This window comes from Streptomyces sp. NPDC038200 (genome assembly GCF_055600785.1).
The window spans coordinates 692,377-714,348 of sequence record NZ_JBVJYH010000001.1; the positions used below are offsets into that span (position 1 = coordinate 692,377).

The 21,972-nt window shown below is 71.1% G+C and carries 17 protein-coding genes, 1 tRNA gene and 1 riboswitch; of the genes, 6 read left to right on the forward strand and 12 right to left on the reverse strand.

All coding sequences use genetic code 11. From position 1 onward, the window contains the following. Positions 1–292 precede the first annotated feature (292 nt). Positions 293–1,684 carry a cystathionine beta-synthase gene (locus ACZ7KF_RS02875; protein WP_471068794.1) on the reverse strand — a complete coding sequence of 464 codons (1,392 nt, stop codon included), beginning with the start codon at positions 1,682–1,684 and terminating at the stop codon, positions 293–295. Positions 1,685–1,843: 159 nt separating this feature from the next. Here ACZ7KF_RS02875 and ACZ7KF_RS02880 point away from each other — a divergent pair, with 159 nt between their 5' ends. The 3 genes from ACZ7KF_RS02880 to ACZ7KF_RS02890 all read left to right on the forward strand — a co-directional run bounded on the left by ACZ7KF_RS02880 (position 1,844) and on the right by ACZ7KF_RS02890 (position 5,444). Beyond that, positions 1,844–2,863: an SGNH/GDSL hydrolase family protein gene (locus ACZ7KF_RS02880; protein ID WP_471068797.1), complete on the forward strand. Its 1,020-nt coding sequence runs from the start codon at positions 1,844–1,846 to the stop codon at positions 2,861–2,863. A gap of 286 nt (positions 2,864–3,149) precedes the next feature. Continuing rightward, positions 3,150–4,370 (forward strand): acetyl-CoA C-acetyltransferase, encoded by a 1,221-nt coding sequence (locus ACZ7KF_RS02885; RefSeq protein ID WP_471068800.1) that lies wholly within the window; start codon positions 3,150–3,152, stop codon positions 4,368–4,370. Positions 4,371–4,661: 291 nt separating this feature from the next. Further along, positions 4,662–5,444 carry a hypothetical protein gene (locus ACZ7KF_RS02890; protein WP_471069563.1) on the forward strand — a complete coding sequence of 261 codons (783 nt, stop codon included), beginning with the start codon at positions 4,662–4,664 and terminating at the stop codon, positions 5,442–5,444. Between the two features lie 99 nt (positions 5,445–5,543). Here the strand turns inward: ACZ7KF_RS02890 and ACZ7KF_RS02895 are convergent, their stop codons facing one another. Further along, complete coding sequence (locus ACZ7KF_RS02895) at positions 5,544–5,855, reverse strand: hypothetical protein (RefSeq protein ID WP_471068803.1); 312 nt, start codon at positions 5,853–5,855, stop codon at positions 5,544–5,546. 99 nt (positions 5,856–5,954) lie between these two features. Here ACZ7KF_RS02895 and ACZ7KF_RS02900 point away from each other — a divergent pair, with 99 nt between their 5' ends. After that, positions 5,955–6,185 (forward strand): DUF4287 domain-containing protein, encoded by a 231-nt coding sequence (locus tag ACZ7KF_RS02900; protein WP_189814252.1) that lies wholly within the window; start codon positions 5,955–5,957, stop codon positions 6,183–6,185. A gap of 55 nt (positions 6,186–6,240) precedes the next feature. Here ACZ7KF_RS02900 and ACZ7KF_RS02905 read toward each other — a convergent pair whose 3' ends face one another. The 3 genes from ACZ7KF_RS02905 to ACZ7KF_RS02915 form a co-directional block, all read right to left on the reverse strand. Further along, on the reverse strand, positions 6,241–7,101 hold the full coding sequence (locus ACZ7KF_RS02905) for a Bax inhibitor-1/YccA family protein (protein ID WP_471068806.1): 861 nt from the start codon (positions 7,099–7,101) through the stop codon (positions 6,241–6,243). A gap of 149 nt (positions 7,102–7,250) precedes the next feature. After that, positions 7,251–8,477 (reverse strand): 4-hydroxybenzoate 3-monooxygenase, encoded by a 1,227-nt coding sequence (locus ACZ7KF_RS02910; RefSeq protein WP_471068809.1) that lies wholly within the window; start codon positions 8,475–8,477, stop codon positions 7,251–7,253. A 185-nt stretch (positions 8,478–8,662) separates the two neighbouring features. Then, positions 8,663–8,746, reverse strand: a tRNA-Leu gene (locus tag ACZ7KF_RS02915). Between the two features lie 412 nt (positions 8,747–9,158). On the opposite strand from ACZ7KF_RS02915, the gene ACZ7KF_RS02920 reads away from it, so the two are divergent. Both ACZ7KF_RS02920 and ACZ7KF_RS02925 read left to right on the forward strand, forming a co-directional pair. Beyond that, positions 9,159–9,929: an ABC transporter ATP-binding protein gene (locus ACZ7KF_RS02920; protein WP_471068812.1), complete on the forward strand. Its 771-nt coding sequence runs from the start codon at positions 9,159–9,161 to the stop codon at positions 9,927–9,929. Beyond that, positions 9,929–12,457 carry an ABC transporter permease gene (locus ACZ7KF_RS02925; RefSeq protein WP_471068815.1) on the forward strand — a complete coding sequence of 843 codons (2,529 nt, stop codon included), beginning with the start codon at positions 9,929–9,931 and terminating at the stop codon, positions 12,455–12,457. Before ACZ7KF_RS02920 ends, ACZ7KF_RS02925 begins: the two co-directional genes overlap by 1 nt. A gap of 88 nt (positions 12,458–12,545) precedes the next feature. Here ACZ7KF_RS02925 and ACZ7KF_RS02930 read toward each other — a convergent pair whose 3' ends face one another. From ACZ7KF_RS02930 to ACZ7KF_RS02960, 7 genes are all read right to left on the reverse strand, one after another. Further along, the gene (locus tag ACZ7KF_RS02930) at positions 12,546–13,838 is read right to left on the reverse strand and encodes a class I SAM-dependent methyltransferase (RefSeq protein ID WP_471068818.1); all 1,293 of its coding nucleotides are present in this window, start codon (positions 13,836–13,838) and stop codon (positions 12,546–12,548) included. A 200-nt stretch (positions 13,839–14,038) separates the two neighbouring features. Next, positions 14,039–15,421, reverse strand: a complete 1,383-nt coding sequence (locus ACZ7KF_RS02935; protein ID WP_225822296.1) for an NAD(P)/FAD-dependent oxidoreductase — start codon at positions 15,419–15,421, stop codon at positions 14,039–14,041. A gap of 578 nt (positions 15,422–15,999) precedes the next feature. Then, a complete protein-coding gene (locus ACZ7KF_RS02940) occupies positions 16,000–17,646 on the reverse strand; it encodes a DUF501 domain-containing protein (RefSeq protein ID WP_471068821.1) in 1,647 nt (548 codons plus the stop codon). A gap of 28 nt (positions 17,647–17,674) precedes the next feature. Beyond that, positions 17,675–18,151: an FtsB family cell division protein gene (locus ACZ7KF_RS02945; RefSeq protein ID WP_471068824.1), complete on the reverse strand. Its 477-nt coding sequence runs from the start codon at positions 18,149–18,151 to the stop codon at positions 17,675–17,677. A gap of 107 nt (positions 18,152–18,258) precedes the next feature. Next, entirely contained in the window at positions 18,259–19,545 is a 1,287-nt protein-coding gene (gene eno / locus ACZ7KF_RS02950; protein WP_471068827.1) for a phosphopyruvate hydratase, read from the reverse strand. Between the two features lie 298 nt (positions 19,546–19,843). Continuing rightward, positions 19,844–20,536 carry a transglycosylase family protein gene (locus ACZ7KF_RS02955; protein WP_471068830.1) on the reverse strand — a complete coding sequence of 231 codons (693 nt, stop codon included), beginning with the start codon at positions 20,534–20,536 and terminating at the stop codon, positions 19,844–19,846. Between the two features lie 4 nt (positions 20,537–20,540). Further along, positions 20,541–20,717, reverse strand: a riboswitch (cyclic di-AMP (ydaO/yuaA leader). A gap of 183 nt (positions 20,718–20,900) precedes the next feature. Then, positions 20,901–21,959 (reverse strand): transglycosylase family protein, encoded by a 1,059-nt coding sequence (locus ACZ7KF_RS02960; protein ID WP_471068833.1) that lies wholly within the window; start codon positions 21,957–21,959, stop codon positions 20,901–20,903. Positions 21,960–21,972 lie beyond the last annotated feature (13 nt).

The following is a 21,972-nucleotide window of genomic DNA, read 5'->3' on the forward strand; positions in this document are numbered from 1 at the left end:
GCCGGGGGGCGGGACGACGGCGGTCCCCGCGAGGGACGCGGGCCGGGTCAGGCCGGGCTTGCGCGTCCGTGGCGTCCATGGAGGTCCGGGAGCCGCTCCGGAGGTCCTTGGCGCCGTTCGGCGCCGGCTTGGGCGGGGAGCCGCTCCCGCCCGCCGGCACTCACTAATCTGCCGGACCCGTGTTAAGCGTGTGCTGCGCGCACGTGACACGCTCGTACCACTTCCGGTACGGCTCGATCGGCCCAGGTCACCGCGAGTTCGCCGAGGTCATGGGCGATTCACCGGCCGTTCGCTACTTGTTGCCGCCCTTGGCCAGGAAGGCCAGCAGGTCCTGCCGGCTGACGACGCCGGTCGGCTTGCCCTCGACCAGGACGATCGCCGCGTCCGCCGCGCCCAGCACCTGCATCAGGTCGCCGACCGGCTCACCGGAGCCGACCTGCGGCAGCGGGGCGCACATGTGCTTCTCCAGCGGGTCCTCCAGCGAGGCGCGCTTGCTGAACAGGGCGTCGAGCAGCTCGCGTTCGACCACGGAGCCGACGACCTCGGCGGCCATCACGTCCGGGTGACCGGCGCCCGGCTTGACGACCGGCATCTGGGAGACGCCGTACTCGCGCAGCACCTCGATGGCCTCGCCGACGGTCTCCTCCGGGTGCATGTGCACCAGGGACGGGATGGAGCCGCCCGCCTTGTCGCTCAGGACGTCGCCGACGCGGGCGCTGGGGCCCTCGTCCTCCAGGAAGCCGTAGTCGGCCATCCACTCGTCGTTGAAGATCTTGCTGAGGTAGCCGCGCCCGCTGTCCGGGAGCAGGACGACCACGACGTCGTCCGGGCCGAGCCGCTCGGCCACCTCCAGCGCGGCCACGACGGCCATGCCGCAGGAGCCGCCCACCAGCAGGCCCTCCTCCTTGGCCAGGCGGCGGGTCATCTGGAAGGCGTCCTTGTCGGAGACGGCCACGATCTCGTCCGCGACGGTGCGGTCGTAGGCGGTCGGCCAGAAGTCCTCACCGACGCCCTCGATCAGGTACGGCCGTCCGGACCCGCCGGAGTACACGGAGCCCTCGGGGTCGGCGCCGATGACCTTGACCTTCCCCTGGCTGGCCTCCTTCAGGTAGTTGCCGGTGCCGGAGATGGTGCCGCCGGTGCCCACGCCCGCCACGAAGTGGGTGATCTTCCCCTCGGTCTGCTCCCACAGCTCGGGGCCGGTCGAGTGATAGTGCGAGAGCGGGTTGTTGGGGTTGGAGTACTGGTCCGGCTTCCAGGCGCCCGGCGTCTCACGGACGAGGCGGTCGGAGACGTTGTAGTACGAGTCCGGGTGCTCGGGGTCCACGGCGGTCGGGCAGACGACGACCTCGGCGCCGTACGCGCGCAGCACGTTGATCTTGTCGGTGCTCACCTTGTCCGGGCACACGAAGATGCACTTGTAGCCCTTCTGCTGGGCCACGATGGCAAGACCCACACCGGTGTTCCCACTGGTCGGCTCGACGATGGTGCCGCCCGGCTTCAGCTCCCCGCTCTGCTCGGCGGCCTCGATCATGCGCAGGGCGATGCGGTCCTTCACGGAGCCGCCCGGGTTGAAGTACTCCACCTTGGCCAGGACGGTGGCCTGGATGCCCTTGGTCACGTTGTTGAGCCGCACCAGCGGGGTGTTGCCGACGAGGCTGATCATCGAGTCGTGGAATTGCACCGTTGTCTCCGGTCGCCGCAAAAGAAGTGTTCGTAGTGGTGTCGCCAGCCTAAGGCCAGCGGTGCGGCCGGGTCGGCCGTTCACTCCCCGTTGAGATTGGCGCACGGTCTGTACGGGGCAAGGAGAGGGTGTACGGCTACGAGGAGGTGGCGGCGACGCATGACGAGCATGTCGAGGGCGCGAGTGGCCCGGCGGATCGCGGCCGGGGCGGCGTACGGCGGGGGCGGGGCCGGACTGGTCGGCGCGGCCGTCGTCGGTCTGGTGCTGGCGGAGGTACGGCTGGCGCGGCGCCAGGTGGGCAACGGCAGCGGCGGCCGGGTGCCGATGGCCGACGGTGTGTACGGCCACGCGTACGACATCCCCGGCGAACCACCGCTCCGCCTCACCATGCTCGGCGACTCCACGGCCGCGGGGCAGGGGGTGCACCGGGCGGGCCAGACCCCGGGGGCACTGCTGGCCTCCGGGCTGGCGGCGGTGGCGGAGCGCCCGGTGGAACTGCGGAACGTGGCGCAGCCCGGGGCCCAGTCCGACGACCTGGAGCGCCAGGTCTCCCTGGTGCTCTCCTCCCCCCTCTCCGCCCCGGACATCTGCGTGATCATGGTCGGCGCGAACGACGTGACCCACCGGATGCCGCCGACCCGCTCGGTACGGCACCTGTCGGCGGCGGTACGGCGGCTGCGCACGGCCGGCGCGGAGGTGGTGGTCGGCACCTGTCCCGACCTCGGCACGATCGAGCCGGTGCAGCAGCCGCTGCGGTGGCTGGCCCGGCGGGCGTCCCGGCAGCTGGCGGCGGCCCAGACGATCGGCGTGGTGGAGCAGGGCGGGCGCACGGTGTCGCTGGGCGATCTGCTCGGCCCCGAGTTCGAGGCGAATCCGCGGGAGCTGTTCGGGCCGGACAACTACCACCCGTCGGCGGAGGGCTACGCCACGGCGGCGATGGCGGTCCTGCCCACGGTGTGCGCGGCGCTGGGACTGTGGCCGGCCGAGGAGGACCGGCCGGACGCGTCGCGGCGTGAGGGCTTCCTGCCGGTCGCGCGCGCGGCGGCCGAGGCCGCATCGGAGGCGGGCACCGAGGTGACGGCGGCGATGCCGACCGGGCCGCGGGGTCCGTGGGCACTGCTGAAGCGCCGGCGCCGGCGGCGGGTACCCGAGGCGGAGCCGGCGACCCCGTCGCTCTGACCCCCTGGGCCCCGCGCGGTCTCCCAGGGGGCCGCCCGGACCTCCCTGGGGGTCTGCACGGACCTCCCTGGGGGTCTGCGTGGACCTCCTTGGGGGGTCTGCCCGGCCCTCCCGGGGCCCGGTCCCGGGAGCCCAGGGGCCCGTTCTCCGGGTCCTGCCCCCTCCTCTGGCAAGCAAGCGCTTAGTAAATTGCGGTCAGTGTCACACCCCGACACCGATGACCTCGCAGGTACGGCCGGGTAACTTCCCAACCGCCCCTGCCCAACCCCCTTTCACTGGAGCCGTGATGCCCGAAGCCGTCATCGTCTCGACCGCCCGCTCCCCCATCGGCCGCGCGAACAAGGGCTCCCTGAAGGACCTGCGCCCCGACGACCTGACCGCCACGATCATCCGGGCGGCGCTCGACAAGATCCCCGAGCTGGACCCGAGGGACATCGACGACCTGATGCTCGGCTGCGGTCTCCCCGGCGGCGAGCAGGGCCACAACCTCGGCCGGATCGTCGCCGTGCAGATGGGCATGGACCACCTGCCGGGCTGCACGGTCACCCGCTACTGCTCCTCCTCCCTGCAGACCTCCCGCATGGCCCTGCACGCCATCAAGGCCGGCGAGGGCGACGTCTTCATCTCGGCCGGCGTCGAGACGGTCTCCCGCTTCGTCAAGGGCAGCTCCGACGGCCTCCCGGACACGCACAACCCCTTCTTCGCCGAGGCCGAGGCCCGCACCGTCGCCGTCGCCCAGCAGGAGGGCACCACCTGGCACGACCCGCGCGAGGACGGGCTGGTCCCGGACGCGTACATCTCGATGGGCCAGACCGCCGAGAACCTCGCCCGCTGGAAGGGCGTGACGCGCCGGGACATGGACGAGTTCGGCGTCCGCTCGCAGAACCTCGCCGAAGAGGCCATCAAGAGCGGCTTCTGGGAGCGCGAGATCACCCCGGTGACCCTCCCGGACGGCACGGTGGTCAGCAAGGACGACGGCCCGCGCGCCGGCGTCACCCTGGAGGCCGTGGAGGGGCTCAAGCCGGTCTTCCGCCCGGACGGGCTCGTCACCGCCGGCAACTGCTGCCCGCTCAACGACGGCGCCGCCGCCCTCGTCATCATGAGCGACACCAAGGCCCGCGAGCTGGGCCTGACCCCGCTCGCCCGCATCGTGTCGACCGGTGTCTCCGGCCTGTCCCCGGAGATCATGGGCCTCGGCCCGGTCGAGGCGAGCAAGCAGGCGCTGCGCCGCGCCGGCCTCACCATCGACGACATCGACCTGGTCGAGATCAACGAGGCCTTCGCCGCCCAGGTGATCCCGTCCTACCGGGACCTCGGCATCGACATCGACAAGCTGAACGTCAACGGCGGCGCCATCGCCGTCGGCCACCCCTTCGGCATGACGGGCGCCCGGATCACCGGCACGCTCATCAACTCGCTCCAGTGGCACGACAAGCAGTTCGGCCTGGAGACGATGTGCGTCGGCGGCGGCCAGGGCATGGCGATGGTCATCGAGCGCCTCAGCTGACCCACCGTCCGTAGCGGATCACGCACGTCAGGTCGTGGAAGGGCCCGGAACCGAGGAGACTCCAAGGTTCTGGGCCTTTCCGTGATCCAATCTCCCCCAGGATGTGACCTATCTCGCTCACCGGGCACATCGGTGCAGGTCAGCGCAGGTCAGCACGGCGTACGACGAAACCACAAGGCCAAAGTCCTGTCCGTTTCGTGACGTTACGCACTGACAGCTGGTTAGTCCGCCCTTCAAGCTGATGTAGGAAGTCGGGGGTCGACTTGAACCAGGAGTATGTCAGTGAGCGCCATGCCGATCGCCCTCCTGCTCACCACGGTTGCCACCGGTGCCGTGGGTGTCGCCGTCCTGCGCACCGTCCTGAAGCTGCGCCGGCAGCTCACGGAGTTGCAGCGGCAGCTCGCCGAGAACCAGGCGGCCACCACCCGCGCCCTGCTGCCGAACGCCCGCACGACGGCGGACGCCGAGCAGATACGCGCCGCCGTGGCCGAGGCGCTCGCCGAGGAGCGGGAGCGCGAGCTGGCCGAGGCCCGCGCCTTCTGGGCGGCGCAGGAGGCCCGTGACGCCTCCGACGCGCCCTCGCTGTTCGGCCTGCCCGAGGCCGATCCGTTCCTGCCCCGGCAGGCGGACTTCCTGGGCCTGGAGCCGCTGGAGCCGGTGACCGAGCCACCCGTCGACGCCGACGAGTTCTCCGGGGACTCCCCGGAACTCGCCGCGGCCCGCCGCCGGCACCCCTCGCACCCCGACTTCGTGCCGGTGCAGTCGTCGGCCGTGAACGACCACGAGCGCACGGTGACCACCCTGGAACAGCTGGCCGCCGAGCGGACCGAACTCTCCGACGTCCGTCCCGGCCCGCTCGGCACGCTCGACGTCTACGTCTTCGCCGACGGCACCACCCTGTGCATGACGCCGGGGCACCGCGAGACGGCGGAGCGCCTGGCGGCCTCCCTGGAGTCGGGCGAGACCCCGTACCTGCTGGGCGGCTCGGGCATCTCCGGCGCCTACACCCTCACGTTCGCGTGCGGCGAGGACATGGTCTACATCCTCGCGGACAGGGTCATCGCGTCGCTCTGACCACGCCGCTCCGACCGCGTCCCTCCGGGGCGCGGAGCCGTGTCGCCGCGCCGTGCGGGCGCGGCGGACCGCGACGGAACCGACGGCGGCGCTCCGGCCTCAGACCCCCGCTTTCCGCCGCGCCTCCTCCACCAGCCGCACGGCTTCGGCGACCTGGTCGTCGGTCTCCAGCAGCACGGCCAAGTCGTGCGCGGCCACGAGGATCTGATCCGCCGCCGCGAACATCCCGGCGTCCGGCATCTCCCGAGGCTCGCTCCCGGGCTCCTCCACCGCCTGGGCCCACCGGGACAACTCCCTGGCCAGGGCGAGAGCCTCCGCCGCGGCGCTCCGCTGAAGCCGGCTCTGCGGCGCCGCGCGCAACCTGTCGGCGAAGTGTTCCACTGCTTGGGTCAAGGGCGTCGTATCAACCACGCGCCGAGCGTAACCCGCCGCACTGTTGCCAATACGCGAACGCTCAGGCACGGTGACCTGAAGGACCGGCTTACATCCCCTTTGCGTTCGGAGGCGCCGATGTCCCACGTCTTCTCCGAGGAGACCCACCGCAATCTGCTCGCCCGCATCCCGCACTGCACCGGTCGTGAGGTCTCCGACTGGCTGCGCACCGTCGAAGAAGGCCCCGCACTGTTCCGCTTCGAGGAGAAGGTCAGCTGGCTCCGGCACGAGTACGACCTGGCGTACGGCCACGCCAAGGCGCTCGTGCACGAGTACGACCTGAGGAGGGCGGCCCGCAAGCTGCTCTGAACGCCGAAGGGCCCCGGGCGAATTGCCCGGGGCCCTCGCACGACCGGCGAACGCGCTAGTCGTTGCTGCTGAAGATCGCCACCAGCCGCAGCATCTCCACGTAGATCCACACCAGGGTCATGGTGAGGCCGAACGCGGCGAGCCAGGACTCGTTGCGCGGGGCGCCGTAAGCGATGCCGTCCTCGATCTGCTTGAAGTCGAGGGTCAGGAAGAACGCGCCGAGCACGATCGCGATGATGCCGACGAGCGCGCCGAGCGGGCCGAAGCTGCGCAGTCCGCCGTCGTCGGCGACGCCGAAGGCGACCAGCAGCAGGTTGACGGCCATGACCACCAGGAAGGCCATCGCGATGGCGAGACCGATGCGGGCGTAGCGGGCGGTGACGCGGATCCAGCCGGCCTTGTAGATCAGCAGGGTCGCGCCGGAGACCGCCATGGTGCCGAGCACCGCCTGGAAGGGGGCCCCGCTCCAGCGGCTGTTGTACATCTCGCTGAGGACGCCGAGGAAGACCCCCTCGAAGGCGGCGTACCCGAGGATCAGCGCGGGCGACGGGGTCCGCTTGAAGCTCTGGACCATCGCCAGGACGAACGCGATCAGCGCGGAACCGACCGCCAGACCGTAGCTGGTGCCGGAGACCGGCAGCAGCGCCCAGGCGAGGACGGCGCCGACGGCGACCGTGCCGAGCGTGAGGGCCGAGCGGACGACGACGTCGTCCATGGTCATCCGGCCGGTGGCGGCCGGGGCCTGCGGCGGGGCGCCGTGCTGGACGTCCCCCTGTGCGTAGGGGTTCTGCGCGTACGGGTTCTGCGCGTAGGGGTTGCCCTGTGCGTACCCGGCCTGCGGTGCGGTGTTGAAGCCGGCGTAGCCGTTGTCGCGGCTGAACCCCCGTCGCGAGAAGACCGGGTTGCTGCTCCTCATTTCACTCCTCCATGGCTGCCGAGCGCAGCCTTGGCCTCAAGAGTAATGGATTGGCAAAGGATCGACCATGATACTTGAGGAGGATCTTTCCCCTGCCGTGCTGCGCAACACGCTACGCGGGCGGTTGATTCCCGGCCATGGACGCACGGCTAACCGAGCGGAAACCCTGTGTACGCCTCGGCCAGGTCGGCCCCGGCCGCGGGAGAGGAGACGATCCGCTCCAGCCGGGCCAGCTGGAGGCGGTCGTCGAAGGCGGTGGCGTCCGGGGCGCGGTGCAGCAGGGTCGTCATGTCGTAGGAGAACCGCTCGGCCTGCCAGATCCGGCGCAGACAGGTGGCGGAGTAGGCGTCGAGAAGCTCCGCGGAGCCGGTCTCCTGTTCGTGGACGAGGGCCCGGGCGAGGGTGACGACGTCGCCGACGGCGAGATTCAGCCCTTTGGCGCCGGTCGGCGGCACGATGTGGGCGGCGTCGCCGGCGAGGAGGAGCCGGCCGTGCCGCATCGGCTCGTGCACGAAGGAGCGCATGGGCGTGACCGACTTCTGGGTGACGGGCCCGCGCTCCAGCCGCCAGTCGTCGTCGGTCTCGAAGCGTCGCTCCAGCTCGTCCCAGATCTCCTCGTCGCTCCACCGCCCGGCCTCGGTCCCCTCGGGCACCTGGAGGTAGAGCCGGGAGACGAACGATGCGACGGGGAGCGACGCGGCGTCCCCGCGAGGGCGGTGGCGGGTGACGGGCGGGCGCATGGACAGCAGGGCGAAGCCGCGCTCGTGACGGGCGTAGACGAGTTCGTCGTGCGAGGGCGCGACGTCGGCGAGGATGCCGAGCCAGGCGTAGGGGTACGTCCGCTCGAAGACCCGGCAGGCGCCGGCCGGGACCGCCTTGCGCGCCACGCCCCAGAAGCCGTCGCAGCCGACGGCGTAGTCGCACTCCAGCACGTCCTCGCACCCCTGGTACCGGAAGGGGATCCGCGGCCGGTCGCTCTCCGCCCCCTCCACCGCCAGCGCCTCCGCCTCGAACAGCAGCGGCCCGCCCTCCTTCAGCTGGAGCGCGACGAGGTCCTTGCATACCTCGGTCTGGGCGTAGACGGTCACGGACCGGCCGCCGGTGAGCGCGGGGAAGTCGATCCGGTGCCGGCGCCGGTCGAAGCGCAGCTCGATCCCGTCGTGCCGCAGCCCCTCCCGGTCCATCCGGTCCCCGGCCCCGGCGGCGCGCAGCGCGTCGGCCGTGCCCTGCTCCAGGATCCCGGCGCGCTGCCGGTGCTCGACGTGGGCGCGGTCGCGGCGCTCCAGGACGACCGCGTCGACGCCGGCCCGGTGCAGCAGCCGCGCGAGCAGCAGTCCGGCCGGTCCCGCTCCGATGATCCCCACGGTGGTGCGCATCGGCCGTCCCCTCCCCCGCCGTCGGCCCACGGCGCTGCCGTGGCCCCAGGGTTCGCCTGGTGAAATTTCCTTCACTTCCGCCTGGCCGCGAGTCTCCGACCGCACGGGCGCCGCTGTCAACGGTCGCGCAGCGGTTCGAAGGGGGCGCGAAGGGGTGGGAGAGGGATGAATTCAAGGGCGGAAGGTGCCCGGAGCCGGACTTGAACCGGCACGCCCGCGAAGGGGCAGCGAGGTTTAAGCTCGCCGTGTCTGCATTCCACCATCCGGGCAGGCCATGGGCTCCGCATCGAGGGTCTGAGCCTATCGGGACCCGTCCCCCGAACAGCGGATGGGTGGACCGATGTTGTCTTATTTTATTGAGGTCTGAGGGTGCATCAGCCCGCGGAACGCGCCATCCGCACTTGCCAATAGCGTGACGTGACAGGTGTACGCGCGCACACGAAATGACGGAATTTCACCGTCCGAACAAGGGCGTTCCACCTGTTCTCGACGAGTCGACGGTCCTCCGGCGCCCTCCCCTTGTCGGGGTCGGCCGTCCTCCCCAGGTATGACACGGGGGCCTCCCGTGCGACCCGGGTCGCCCCCCGGAACCGGAACAGCGACTGACTACAGGCGCTTTCGGCGCCGGGACGATGGAGCGGTCCCCAGGAACACACGTCGTCCCGACAGGAGCACTCCCCCGTGACCACCACACCCACCGCCGGCCGGACCACCGCCGTGGCCGCACGCGCCTCGGAGCTGTCGAAGATCTACGGGCAGGGTGAGACCCGGGTGGTCGCCCTGGACCGGGTCTCGGTCGACTTCCGGCAGGCCGAGTTCACCGCGATCATGGGGCCGTCCGGCTCCGGCAAGTCCACGCTGATGCACTGCGTGGCCGGTCTGGACACCTTCTCCTCCGGGTCGGTGCGCATCGGCGAGACCGAGCTGGGCTCGCTGAAGGACAAGCAGCTCACCAAGTTGCGCCGGGACAAGATCGGGTTCATCTTCCAGGCGTTCAACCTGCTGCCCACGCTGACCGCCCTGGAGAACATCACCCTCCCGATGGACATCGCCGGGCGGAAACCGGACCGGGCGTGGCTGGATCAGGTCATCCAGATGGTGGGGCTGTCCGGGCGGCTGAGCCACCGGCCCTCCCAGCTCTCCGGCGGCCAGCAGCAGCGTGTGGCGGTCGCCCGGGCCCTGGCCTCCCAGCCGGAGATCATCTTCGGTGACGAGCCGACCGGGAACCTGGACTCGCGTTCCGGCGCCGAGGTGCTCGGCTTCCTGCGCAACTCGGTGCGCGAACTGGGCCAGACCGTCGTCATGGTGACCCACGACCCGGTCGCCGCGGCCTACGCCGACCGCGTGATCTTCCTCGCGGACGGGCGGATCGTCGACGAGGTGTACGGCCCCACCGCCGACTCCGTGCTCGACCTCATGAAGCAGTTCGACGCGAAGGGCCGTACCAGCTGATGTTCCGCACCGCCCTGCGCAACGTTCTCGCGCACAAGGCCCGCCTCCTGATGACCGTCCTCGCCGTCATGCTCGGCGTGGCGTTCGTCTCCGGGACGCTCGTCTTCACCAACACCCTCTCCGACGCCTACCAGAAGAGCTCCGCCAAGGGCTTCGACCTGGTCGACGTCGCCGTACGGCCCGAGTACCAGGACTCCGAGGGCGACAAGGTCGGCAAGACCCCCGAGCTGACCCAGGCCCTCCTCGACAAGGCCGCCAAGGTGCCGGGGGCCGCCTCGGCCACCGGTGTGGTCACCGGCTTCACCGCCGTCGCCGGCAAGGACGGCAAGCTCGTCGGCGGCGACTGGCAGTCCGCCGGTGGCAACTACTGGGGCACCGAGGACCCCCGCTACCCGCTCGTCGGCGGCCACGCCCCGCACGGCAAGGACGAGGTGCTGCTCGACTCGGCGACCGCCGAGCGCGCCGGCCTGAAGGTCGGCGACCCCGTGCGCCTCTCCGTCGACGGCCCGGTCCTCACCCCGACCGTCAGCGGCATCTTCACCACCGACGACGGCAACGTGGCCGCGGGCGGCAGCCTCACCCTGTTCGACACCCCGACCGCGCAGGCCCTGTTCGGCAAGAAGGGCACCTTCGACGAGATCGACGTGCGGGCCGCGGCCGGCACCGGCCAGCCGGCCCTCAAGGCCGCGCTGGACAAGGCCCTGCCCGCGAAGCTCGTGCAGACCACCACCGGCGAGCAGCTCGCCGACGACCAGGCCCAGGCGATCTCCGCGTCCATGAGCGGCCTGAAGCAGGCCCTGCTGGTGTTCGCCGGTATCGCGCTGTTCGTCGGCACGTTCATCATCGCCAACACCTTCACCATGCTGGTCGCCCAGCGCACCCGCGAGCTGGCCCTGCTGCGCGCGGTCGGCGCCTCCCGCCGCCAGGTCACCCGCTCGGTGCTCATCGAGGCGTTCGCGGTCGGCACGGTCGCCGGGGTCACCGGTCTGGCCGCCGGTGTCGGCATCGGCGCGGGCCTGCGCGCCCTGCTCGGCTCGCTCGGCGCGAGCATGCCCGACGGACCGCTGGTGATCAGCCCCGGCACGGTGGTGACGGCCCTGGCGGTCGGCATCCTCATCACCATGCTCGCCGCCTGGCTGCCCGGCCGGCGAGCCGCGAAGATCCCGCCGGTGGCGGCGATGAGCAGCGTGCACGCCAAGGCGACCACCAAGTCGCTGGTGCTGCGGAACACGCTGGGCTCGCTGTTCGCCGCGGCCGGCATCGCGGTGGTCCTCGCGGGCACGAGGATGAACGCCGACTCCGGCCAGGGCGCGATGGGCATCGGCGCGGTCCTGCTCATCATCGGCGTGTTCGTGCTGACCCCGCTGCTGTCCCGGCCGCTGGTCGCCGCCGCCTCGCCGGTGCTGCGCGCCTTCGGGGTGTCGGGCAAGCTGGCCCGACAGAACTCGGTGCGCAACCCGCGCCGGACCGCGGCCACCGCCTCCGCGCTGATGATCGGTCTCACCCTGATCACCGGCATGACGGTGATCGCGGGCAGCCTGCAGACGTCCATCGACAAGATGGCCAGCTCGGCGATCCGCGCCGACTACGTCGTCTCGATGGCCAACCGCGGCCCGCTCTCCCCCGATATGGCGCGGAAGCTCGCCGCCGCCGACGGGGTCACCGAGAGCAGCCCGCTGCGCAACGGCGAGTCCCGCATCGACGGCGAGACGGAGTTCCTGACCGGCGTCGACGGCGCGGCGATCGGCAAGCTGACGGACCTGAAGGTGACCGACGGCTCCTTCTCGGTGGGCGGCACGCGGGTCGTCGTGGACGAGGACCGGGCCAAGGACTTCGGCTGGAAGGCCGGTTCGCGGTTCACCGCGCACTTCGAGGACGGCAAGGCGCAGCGGCTGACGGTCGCGGGGGTGTACGAGGGCAACGACATGCTCAACGGCATCATCCTCGACAACAAGGTCCTCACCCCGCACCTGAGCGACCCGGCCGACATGCAGGTCATGGTCAAGACCGCCGACGGCCCCTCCGACGCGGCCAAGGACACCCTGGAGAAGACCCTCGGCTCCAACCCGGCCGTCAAGGTGCAGGACAGGCAGGACATCTCTCACGAGATCGCGAAGATGTTCACGCTGATGCTGAACATGGTCTACGGCCTGCTCGGCATGGCCGTGATCGTCGCCGTGCTCGGTGTCGTCAACACCCTGGCCATGTCCGTCTTCGAGCGCTCCCAGGAGATCGGCATGCTCCGCGCGATCGGCCTGGAGCGCAGGGCGGTCAAGCGGATGGTCCGTCTGGAGTCCCTGGTGATCTCCCTGTTCGGCGGAGTGCTGGGCATCGGCCTGGGCGTGTTCTTCGGCTGGGCGGCCGGTGAGCTGCTGGGCACGAAGATGCCGACGTACGAGCTGGTCCTGCCCTGGGGCCGGATGGCGGTCTTCCTGCTGCTGGCGGGCACGGTCGGCATCCTGGCCGCCCTGTGGCCGGCCCGCCGCGCGGCCCGGCTGAACATGCTGACGGCCATCAAGGCCGAGTAGCCGTACGGCAGCGGCCGTACGACACCGGGAGGGGCCCCGCGGCTGCGGGGCCCCTCCCGTCGTACCGGTGCCGGTGCCGGGCCGGCTGTCAGGCGTTCCAGGTGCGGGTGCGCAGCGGGAGGCCGGAGGCGCCGGGCTCGGGGGTGCGGACCGCGAGGACCTGGTTGACGCCGATGCGGTTGCGTTCGAAGGCGAGCGCGGAGGCGGCCATGTACAGCTGCCAGACACGGGCGCGGCCGGGGCCGGCGAGCCGGACCGCGTGGTCCCAGTCGGCCTCCAGGTTGATCACCCAGCGGCGCAGGGTGCGGGCGTAGTGCTCGCGGATGGATTCCACGTCCCGCACCTCGAACCCGGCCCGTTCCAGCTGGGTGACGGTGGTGCCGATCGGCGCGAGTTCACCGTCGGGGAAGACGTAGGCGTCGATGAACGGATCGACCGCGTACGCCGCCTCGTCCCCCTGCGGGCGGCGGGCGATCTGGTGGTTGAGCAGCCGTCCGCCGTCCTTGAGCAGGGCGTACAGCTGGTTCGCGTAGGCGAGGTAGCGTTCGGCGCCGACGTGTTCGGCCATGCCGATGGAGGAGATCGCGTCGAAGGGGCCGTCCGTGACGTCCCGGTAGTCCTGGACGCGGATCTCCACCCGGTCGGTCAGCCCCTCGTCGGCGACGCGCTTGCGGGCGTACGCGGCCTGTTCCTGGGACAGCGTGACCCCGACGACGCTCACGCCGTGCTCACGGGCCGCGTGGATGGCCATCGAGCCCCAGCCGCAGCCCACGTCGAGCAGCCGCTGCCCCTCCTTCAGGCCCAGTTTGGCGCAGATCAGTTCGAGCTTGTCGCGCTGGGCGGACTCCAGGGTGCCGGCGTCCTCCCAGTAGGCGCACGAGTACACCATGGACGGGCCGAGGACGATCTCGTAGAAGTCGTTGCCGACGTCGTAGTGGTGGCTGATGGCCCGCTTGTCGGTGCGGCGGGTGTGCAGGCGTCGGCGGGGTCTGCGGACCTCCTCGCGCGGCGGGGCGGGCGGGAACGGCGGTCCCGCCAGTTTCAGCAGGTCCCGGACGGCGGCCCGGACGGCGGGGTCGCGCGCGGCCTGGACGAGGGTCCGTGCGTCGTCCCCCCGTTCCCAGACGAGGGACGCCACCGCGTCGAGCGCGGCGTACAGGTCGCCCTCGATGTCCAGGTCGCCCGCGACCCAGGCACGGGCGAGTCCCAACTCGCCCGGTTTGAACAGCATGCGGCGCAGGGCTCGACGGTTGCGGATGACGAGGGCGGGCGCGTCCGGCGGCCCGTCCACCGAGCCGTCCCAGGCTCGCAACCGCACCGGGAGCGGAACTCCCAGCACCTGCTCGGCAAGACTCCTCAGCCGCTGCGCGGCTTCGGCCATGGCGCACACCTCCAAGACGACGATCCCGGATGCCGGTTACCACGTAAACACCGAGAGGTACTTCGCGCAGTCCCGCAAAGGAGTTACAACTGTGCAAAACAGTTGTACGTGCCATGCAGATGGGCCGCCGGGAACGCCGAAGGACCTCCCGCACCACGGATGGCGGGAGGTCCTTCGGATGGTTCGGCGACCGCAGGAGGTCAGGAGGCCTTGGCCTTCTCCTCGTTCTTGCTCGCGGCGGCGACCGGCGCGGGCTTGGCGGCCTCGTAGAACTCCTCGCGGGGGTTCTCCATGGCGCCGAGGGAGACGACCTCGCGCTTGAGGAACATGCCGAGGGTCCAGTCGGCGAAGACGCGGATCTTGCGGTTGAAGGTCGGCATCGCCATACCGTGGTAGCCACGGTGCATGTACCAGGCGAGACGGCCCTTGAGCTTGATCTTCACCTTGCCCATGACGATCATCGCCACGCCCTTGTGGAGGCCGAGACCGGCCACCGCACCCTTGTTGGCGTGCTCGTAGTCCTTCTGCGGGAAGCCCCGCATGCCGGAGATCACGTTGTCGCCGAGGACCTTGGCCTGGCGCAGCGCGTGCTGGGCGTTCGGCGGGCACCAGGCGTTCTCGTTGCCCGCCTTGCGGCCGACGAGGTCCGGGACCTGTGCGTTGTCGCCGGCGGCCCAGATGTAGTCCGTGCCCTTGACCTGGAGGGTCGGCTCGCAGTCGACGTGACCGCGGGGGCCGAGGGGCAGACCGAAGCGGGCGAGGGCCGGGTTCGGCTTGACGCCGGCCGTCCACACGATCGTGTTGGCGTCGACCTCGAGGCCGTTCTTCAGCACGACGTGACCGTCGACGCAGGAGTCCATCGAGGTGGAGAGGTAGATCTCCACGCCCCGGCTCTCCAGGTGCTCCTTGCCGTACTGGCCGAGCTTGGGGCCGACCTCGGGCAGGATCTTGTCGGCGGCGTCGACGAGGACGAACCGCATGTCCTCGCGGGAGACGTTCTTGTAGTACTTGGCGGCGTCCCGGGCCATGTCCTCGACCTCGCCGATGGTCTCCGCGCCCGCGAAGCCACCGCCGATGAAGACGAAGGTCAGCGCCTTGCGGCGGATCTCCTCGTCGGTCGTGGAGTCGGCCTTGTCCAGCTGCTCCAGGACGTGGTTGCGCAGGCCGATGGACTCCTCGATGCCCTTCATGCCGATGCCCTGCTCGGCGAGGCCGGGGATCGGGAAGGTGCGGGAGACCGCGCCCATGGCGATGACCAGGTAGTCGAAGGGCAGCTCGTACGCCTCGCCCACCAGCGGGGCGATCGTGGCGACCTTGCGGTCCTGGTCGATGGTGGTGACCCGACCGGTGAGGACCTCCGCCTTCGGCAGCACGCGTCGCAGCGGGACGACGACGTGGCGAGGGGAGATGTTGCCGGCGGCGGCTTCGGGGAGGAAGGGCTGGTAGGTCATGTACGACCGGGGGTCGACGACCGTGACGGTCGCCTCGCCGTAGCGCATCTTCTTGAGGATGCGCCGAGCTGCGTACAGGCCTACGTACCCACCGCCTACTACGAGGATCCTGGGACGCTCCGTGGTGCTCATGCCATCGAGTATCCACCCGCCTCGGCAGGGGTGCTCGTGCGCCCCTTCACAAGCTTCGACAGGCCCTGTGTTAAACTCCGCGGCCCGCGTGACGCAGGTCATGTCGGCCGGAAGGAACCGCGGGGCGGTTCGCCCCGTTGTCAATGCCGCGTGAGCTGCTTCTCCGGGCCCTCGGGGCCACGGTGAGGATGTCGTGACTCCCTCGGAACAACCCCCTCCGCCGCCCTCCCGCACACCCCATCTGAACATGTTCAAACGGCTCTTGGGCCCCCGGAAGGGCCAATGGGCCCCTCTTGGGGGGCCGGTCCGACGGAAATCCTTGTGAAGAACTTCACGAAGTTTTCCGAAGCGGCCTCGCTCGGCGGCGTGTCACCCCTCCGTCGGGGCGCTCATACGGTAACGGGACTGCTCAGCCGCAGGCTACCGATCGGTAATAAAAGAGACCTGAGCCACGGTCCGGAGCACCGAGGCGCCCGCTCCGCCCCGCCCGCCGCACACCGCCCGCGCCCCGGGACGCACGACGACGGGCCCCGGCCCCTCTGCCCGAGGAGCCGGGGCCCGTCACGCGTCGGCACGGGTCAGCCGCGGGGCTGGTCCTCCCGCGCGTCCTGTGCCGCCCTGAAGGCGATGCCGTCGAGGATGTCGTGCTCACTGACGACCACCTCCGCGGCCCCGGTCCGCTCCATGATCGCGAGCAGCACGAGGGCGCCCGCGCCGATGACGTCGACCCGGCCCGGGTGCATGGACGGGACCGCGGCGCGCTCGGCGTGCGTGGAACGCAGCAGCCACTCGGTGATCTCGCGGACCCGGTCCCGGGAGATCCGGGAGTGGTGGATGCGCGCGGAGTCGTACTCGGGCAGTTCCTGGGCGATCGCGGAGACCGTGGTGACGGAGCCCGCCAGGCCCACCAGGGTGCGCGCCTCGCGCAGCGGGACCGTCTCCTCGGCGAGGTCCAGGGCGGCCTCGATGTCGGCCCGCATGGCGGCGATCTGCTCCTCGGTGGGCGGGTCGCTCACCTTGCCCTCGTGCACCAGGTGCCGCTCGGTCATCCGCACACAGCCGACGTCCACCGAGCGGGCGGCGCGCACATGGTCGTCGCCGACGACGAACTCGGTGGAGCCACCGCCGATGTCCACCACGAGGTAGGGCCGGGGGAGGTCGCCCGCCCGCCGCCCGCCGGCGTCCTCGATCGACGAGCGCTGCACGCCCGCGTCGTCGCGGTCCCCGAGTTCCGCGGTGGCGCCGGTGAAGGAGAACTCCGCCTCCTGCTCGCCGGTGACGACCTCGGGCTCCACGCCGAGGATGCCGAGCACGCCCCGCACGAAGTCGTCGCGGTTCTCCGCGTCCCGGGAGGCCGAGGTGGCCACGAACCGCACCCTGGTCGCGCCCAGTTCGCGGATGACGTCGGCGTACTCACGGCACGCCGCGAAGGTCCGCTCCAGCGCCTCGGGCGCCAGCCGGCCGGTGCGGTCCACGTCCTGGCCGAGCCGCACGATCGTCATGCGCCGGTCCAGCTCCAGCAGCTCCCCGCCGGCCGGGTCGACGTCGGCGACGAGCAGCCGGATGGAGTTGGTCCCGCAGTCGACGGCGGCGACGCGGGAGAAGCCCTCGGGGACCGGCGGCCTGGCGGTGAAGGCCCCGCCTCGGGCCTCTGCGGGGTCCGAGACCGCGCCCTCCTCGCCGGGGTGCTCGTCCGCCGGGTCGGGCGCCACGAGCGGCTGTACGCACGGCCCCTTGAGCCACCACTCCGGCAGCATGGCGATCGCCTCGTCGCCGAGCGGGTTCACACCCGGTCCCGCGGCCAGCGAGTGGCCCACCAGCACGTGCAGGCACTTCACCCGGTCCGGCATGCCGCCGGCGCTCGGGAAGCCCTCCAGGACCTCGATCTCGTCCCGGCGCCGGATGTAGTCCTCGTGCGCGGCCCGGTAGGCGGCGGCCAGCTCGGGGTCGCGCTGCAGCCGCTCGGTCATGTCCTTCATGACGCCGTTCGCCTCCAGCGTGCCGATGGCGGAGGCGGCGCGCGGGCACGTCAGGTAGTACGTCGTCGGGAAGGGCGTACCGTCCGGCAGCCGCGGAGCCGTCTCCACGACGTCCGGCTGCCCGCAGGGGCACCGGTGCGCGATCGCCCGCAGCCCGCGCGGCGGACGCCCGAGCTGCTGCTTGAAGGCCTCGACGTCCGCGTCGGTCGGCTCGGTACGCGGAGTGGGCGGCGGAGGCGTTTCCATGACTGTCTTCGGCTGTCTTTCTGTCGGTTCACTGATCGGAGGCGTCGGACTTGTCGACCCCGTCCCAGACGTTCGCGTACCAGGGCCGGTGGGCGGCCCCGAGGTCGGCGCGGGACTGCTTGGCCGCGCCCGGGTCGACCACCACGTACCCGGTCTCGCCGGGCTTCACGTAGTGCAGCCGGCGGCGGATCTGCTGCTCGGCGTAGGCGTCGTCCTGCCAGCGTGCCTTCAGGTCGCGCAGTTGTTCGACGCGCTGGCGGGCCCGCTCCTGCTGCCGCTGGAGGTCGGCGATCTCCGCGCGCTGGGAGACGTACTGCCGCATCGGGTAGGCGAGGGCGACGACCAGGGAGCACAGCACCAGCGCGAGGAGCGCCGCGCGGCCGGTGAGCCGGGAGCGGCGGGCCTGCCGCCGGGTCTGGGAGCGATAGACACGCGCCGCGGTCTGCTCGCCGAGCAGCCTGAGCCTGGTCGCGGTGGAGAACCGGTCCCGGTCCTTCACGGCCATGTCCCGCCTCCCCTTCACGTGCGTACGTCCCCGCACACGGTACGGGACCGAGTACGGGGACGTACGTACGACTGGCTGAGCCTTGACCCTGGTGGGGTCCGGTGGGGTCAGCCCTTGAAGCGCGGGAAGGCGCTGCGGCCGGCGTACACCGCGGCGTCGTCGAGGATCTCCTCGATGCGCAGCAGCTGGTTGTACTTGGCGACGCGCTCGGAGCGGGCCGGGGCGCCGGTCTTGATCTGGCCGCAGTTGGTGGCGACGGCCAGGTCGGCGATGGTGACGTCCTCGGTCTCGCCGGAGCGGTGGGACATCATGCACTTGAAGCCGTTGCGCTGGGCCAGCTCGACGGCGTCCAGGGTCTCGGTCAGCGAACCGATCTGGTTCACCTTCACGAGCAGGGCGTTGGCGGTGCCCTCCTCGATACCGCGGGCCAGGCGCTCGGGGTTGGTGACGAACAGGTCGTCGCCGACCAGCTGCACCTTGTCGCCGAGACGGTCGGTGATGACCTTCCAGCCGGCCCAGTCGTCCTCGAACAGCGGGTCCTCGATGGAGACGAGCGGGTAGGCCGCCACCAGCTCCTCGTAGTACTCCGTCATCTCGGCGGCGGAGCGCTCCTTGCCCTCGAAGAGGTACTTGCCGTCCTTGTAGAACTCGGAGGCGGCGACGTCGAGCGCGAGGGCGATCTGCTGGCCGGGGGCGTAGCCGGCCTCCTTGATGGCCTCCAGGATGAGGTCGAGGGCCTCACGGTTGGAGCCGAGGTTCGGGGCGAAGCCGCCCTCGTCGCCGAGGCCGGTGGACAGGCCCTTGTTCTTCAGGACCTTCTTCAGGGTGTGGTAGACCTCGGTGCCCCAGCGCAGCGCCTCGGAGAAGGACTCCGCGCCGATCGGGGCGATCATGAACTCCTGGATGTCCACGTTGGAGTCCGCGTGCGAGCCGCCGTTGAGGATGTTCATCATCGGCACCGGCAGCAGGTGCGCGTTCGGGCCGCCCAGGTAGCGGAAGAGGGGGAGGTCGCTGGCCTCGGAGGCGGCGTGGGCGACGGCGAGCGAGACGCCGAGGATGGCGTTGGCGCCGAGGGAGCCCTTGTTGTCGGTGGCGTCCAGGTCGAACATGGCCTGGTCGATCAGGCGCTGCTCGGTGGCGTCGTAGCCGACCAGCTCCGGGCCGATCTGCTCGATGACGGCGAGGACGGCCTTCTCGACGCCCTTGCCCTGGTAGCGGTTGGGGTCACCGTCGCGCAGCTCGATGGCCTCGAAGGCGCCGGTGGAGGCGCCGGACGGGACGGCGGCACGACCCGTGCTGCCGTCGTCGAGGCCGACCTCGACCTCGACCGTGGGGTTGCCTCGGGAGTCCAGGATTTCCCGGGCTACGACGACGTCGATGGACGGCACGAGCATCTCCTTCTTGGATGTGACGCTGGAAGTGCGGGGCTGGTGTGCCTTGCGACTAGAGCCTAACCGTCCCGGGGGCGTCGGCCACCGACCGACCGCCCCGTGGACAAGGCGACGGTACCTTTTGTTTCTACCCGAAACAAAGGTCTTCGGGGGACTGGGCGCAAAAAAGCCCCGTCCCGGTGCGTACGGGGGAACACGCACCGGGACGGGGGGCCCGTGGGGACGGGGGTGGCCCGCACGGGGGCCTTCGGCCAGGCCCGCGGGGATGCGCGGGCCGGGTGGGCCGGCTCTGGGCCAGGGGTCACTTCAGGTGCAGCTGCTGGCCCGGGTAGATGAGGTCGGCGTTCTCGACGATGCCCTTGTTCAGCTCGAAGAGCTTCTCCCAGCCGCCCCCGACCTGGTGCTTCGCGGCGATGGTGCTCAGGGTGTCGCCCTCGACGACCTTGTACTCGCCGTCGCCCTTCTTGACCTTCTTGCCGGTCGGGGTGGTGACGGTCTGGCTCTTGCTCGTGGACGGGGCCGGACGCTCGGCGGAGCGGGAGGCGGCCTGCTCGTCGGTGGAGCGGGAGGTGGTGGTGCTGCCCGAGGTCGAGGGGGCGCTCGGGGCGGAGCCGTTGTACGCGGCGCCGGACAGGCCCGTGCCGCAGACCGGCCAGGCGCCCTTGCCCTGCGCGGCGAGGACCTTCTCGGCGACGGCGATCTGCTGCGCCTTGGTGGCCTGGTTGGCCTGCCCGGCGTAGGCGGTGCCGCCGTACGCGGCCCAGGTGGAGGCGGAGAACTGCAGGCCACCGTAGTAGCCGTTGCCGGTGTTGATGGACCAGTTGCCGCCGGACTCGCACTGGGCGACGGCGTCCCACTCGGAAGCGGTGGCGGCGGAGGCGTTGCCGGCCGCCATCAGCGGGGCGGCGACGGCGGCACCGGTGACACCGGCGAGCGCGACGGCGCGGACGGCCTTGGACGGACGACGGTGCTTGCCCTTACCGGAAAACAGCATGGAAGGATCCCCTCACCGACGCCTGCGAGGTGAGCTGTCGGGTTCGGGCCGGTTGAGTTGCCCGGCCGCACCTCATCGCTGTGCGCGAGATGCGGCTTCACCCCCAGCCGGTCCCAGCTTCAACTGCTGGTCCCGGCACTTACCTTGGGTCCCCCGCTCCTGCCTACGGCGCTTGACGCGTCGACTGTTCCCGGGTGACCGCTGGCAGGATTCGGCGTTGCGGTCGCCGGGGCTCGTGGTGACGAGCGGCCTCGACCGTAGGCACGCGATCCGCGGAATTTCAAAGACGATCACGACTTCTGAGACTCATCCCACACTTTCGCCAAACCGGACATTAGGGCGTCAAGTGGGGCGTCAACTGCCGCTACTTACCGCCCGTTTCGCCCCTGACTTCCAGGGTCTGACCGGCACTGATGTGATTCGGGTCGGACCCGATGGCGTCCTTGTTGTCGGCGTAGAGCCCGCGCCATCCGCCGTCGACGTCAAGGGAGTCGGCGATGGAGGCGAGGGTGTCGCCCTCGTGGACGGTGTAGCTGCCCGGCTCACGGGAGGCGTGCCGGCCGGAGGACGCGGCGGTCTGTCCGCCCGCGGGGCTTTCGTCCGCGCTCGCGCCCCGGTGACGTCCGCCGCTGGCGAGCGCTCCGGTGTCGACCAGGCTCCAAGAACCGGCGGCCTGCTGGGGGTTGTCCTCGATCCCGGGGTCCGGGGTCACCGTGGGGGTGCTGCCGGTCTCCGGCAGACCACCGGTCTCCGGCGAGGCGGACTTGTCCGACTTGGGGGTGTCGGTCCCGGTGGAACCCTTGTCCTTGCCGGCGCCCTTGCCCGGCTTCGCGTCCGGCTTGCCGGTGGCGTCCGAGGAGGAACCGCCCTTGGAGCCGGAGCCGGCACCCGGGTCCGCGTCGGCGGAGTCCGATGAATCCGGCGCATCGGACGAGTCGGAGCTGTGGGACTTGTCCGACGAACCGGAGCTGTCGTCCGATCCGGACGAGTCGTGCGAACCGGTGTCGGCGGAGCCGCCGACGCCCGTGTCGACGTCCACGGAGCCCGAGTCCGTGGTCAGGCCGGACAGCAGGGCGCACGTGGCCCACGGGGAGGTGCCCCGGTCGGCGAGGATCTTCTCGGCGACGGCGATCTGCTGGAGGCGGCTGGCCTGGTCGGCGCTGCCCGCGTACTGGCCGCCGCCGTACTTGTCCCAGTCGTCCTGCGAGATCTGCAGGCCGCCGTAGTACCCGTTGCCGTTGTCGGCGCTCCAGGAGCCGCCGCTCTCGCACTCGGCCACCTTGTCCCACGTGGTGCCGTCCGCCGCGTTGGCACTCGCCGCGCCGAGGAGCGGGATGGCGATGGCGGAGCCGGTCACGCCGGCCGCGACGAGGAGAGCCGGGGCCTGGCGGGGGCGACGGTGTCGGCCGTTCCCGGAGAGCATGCAGAAGCCTTTC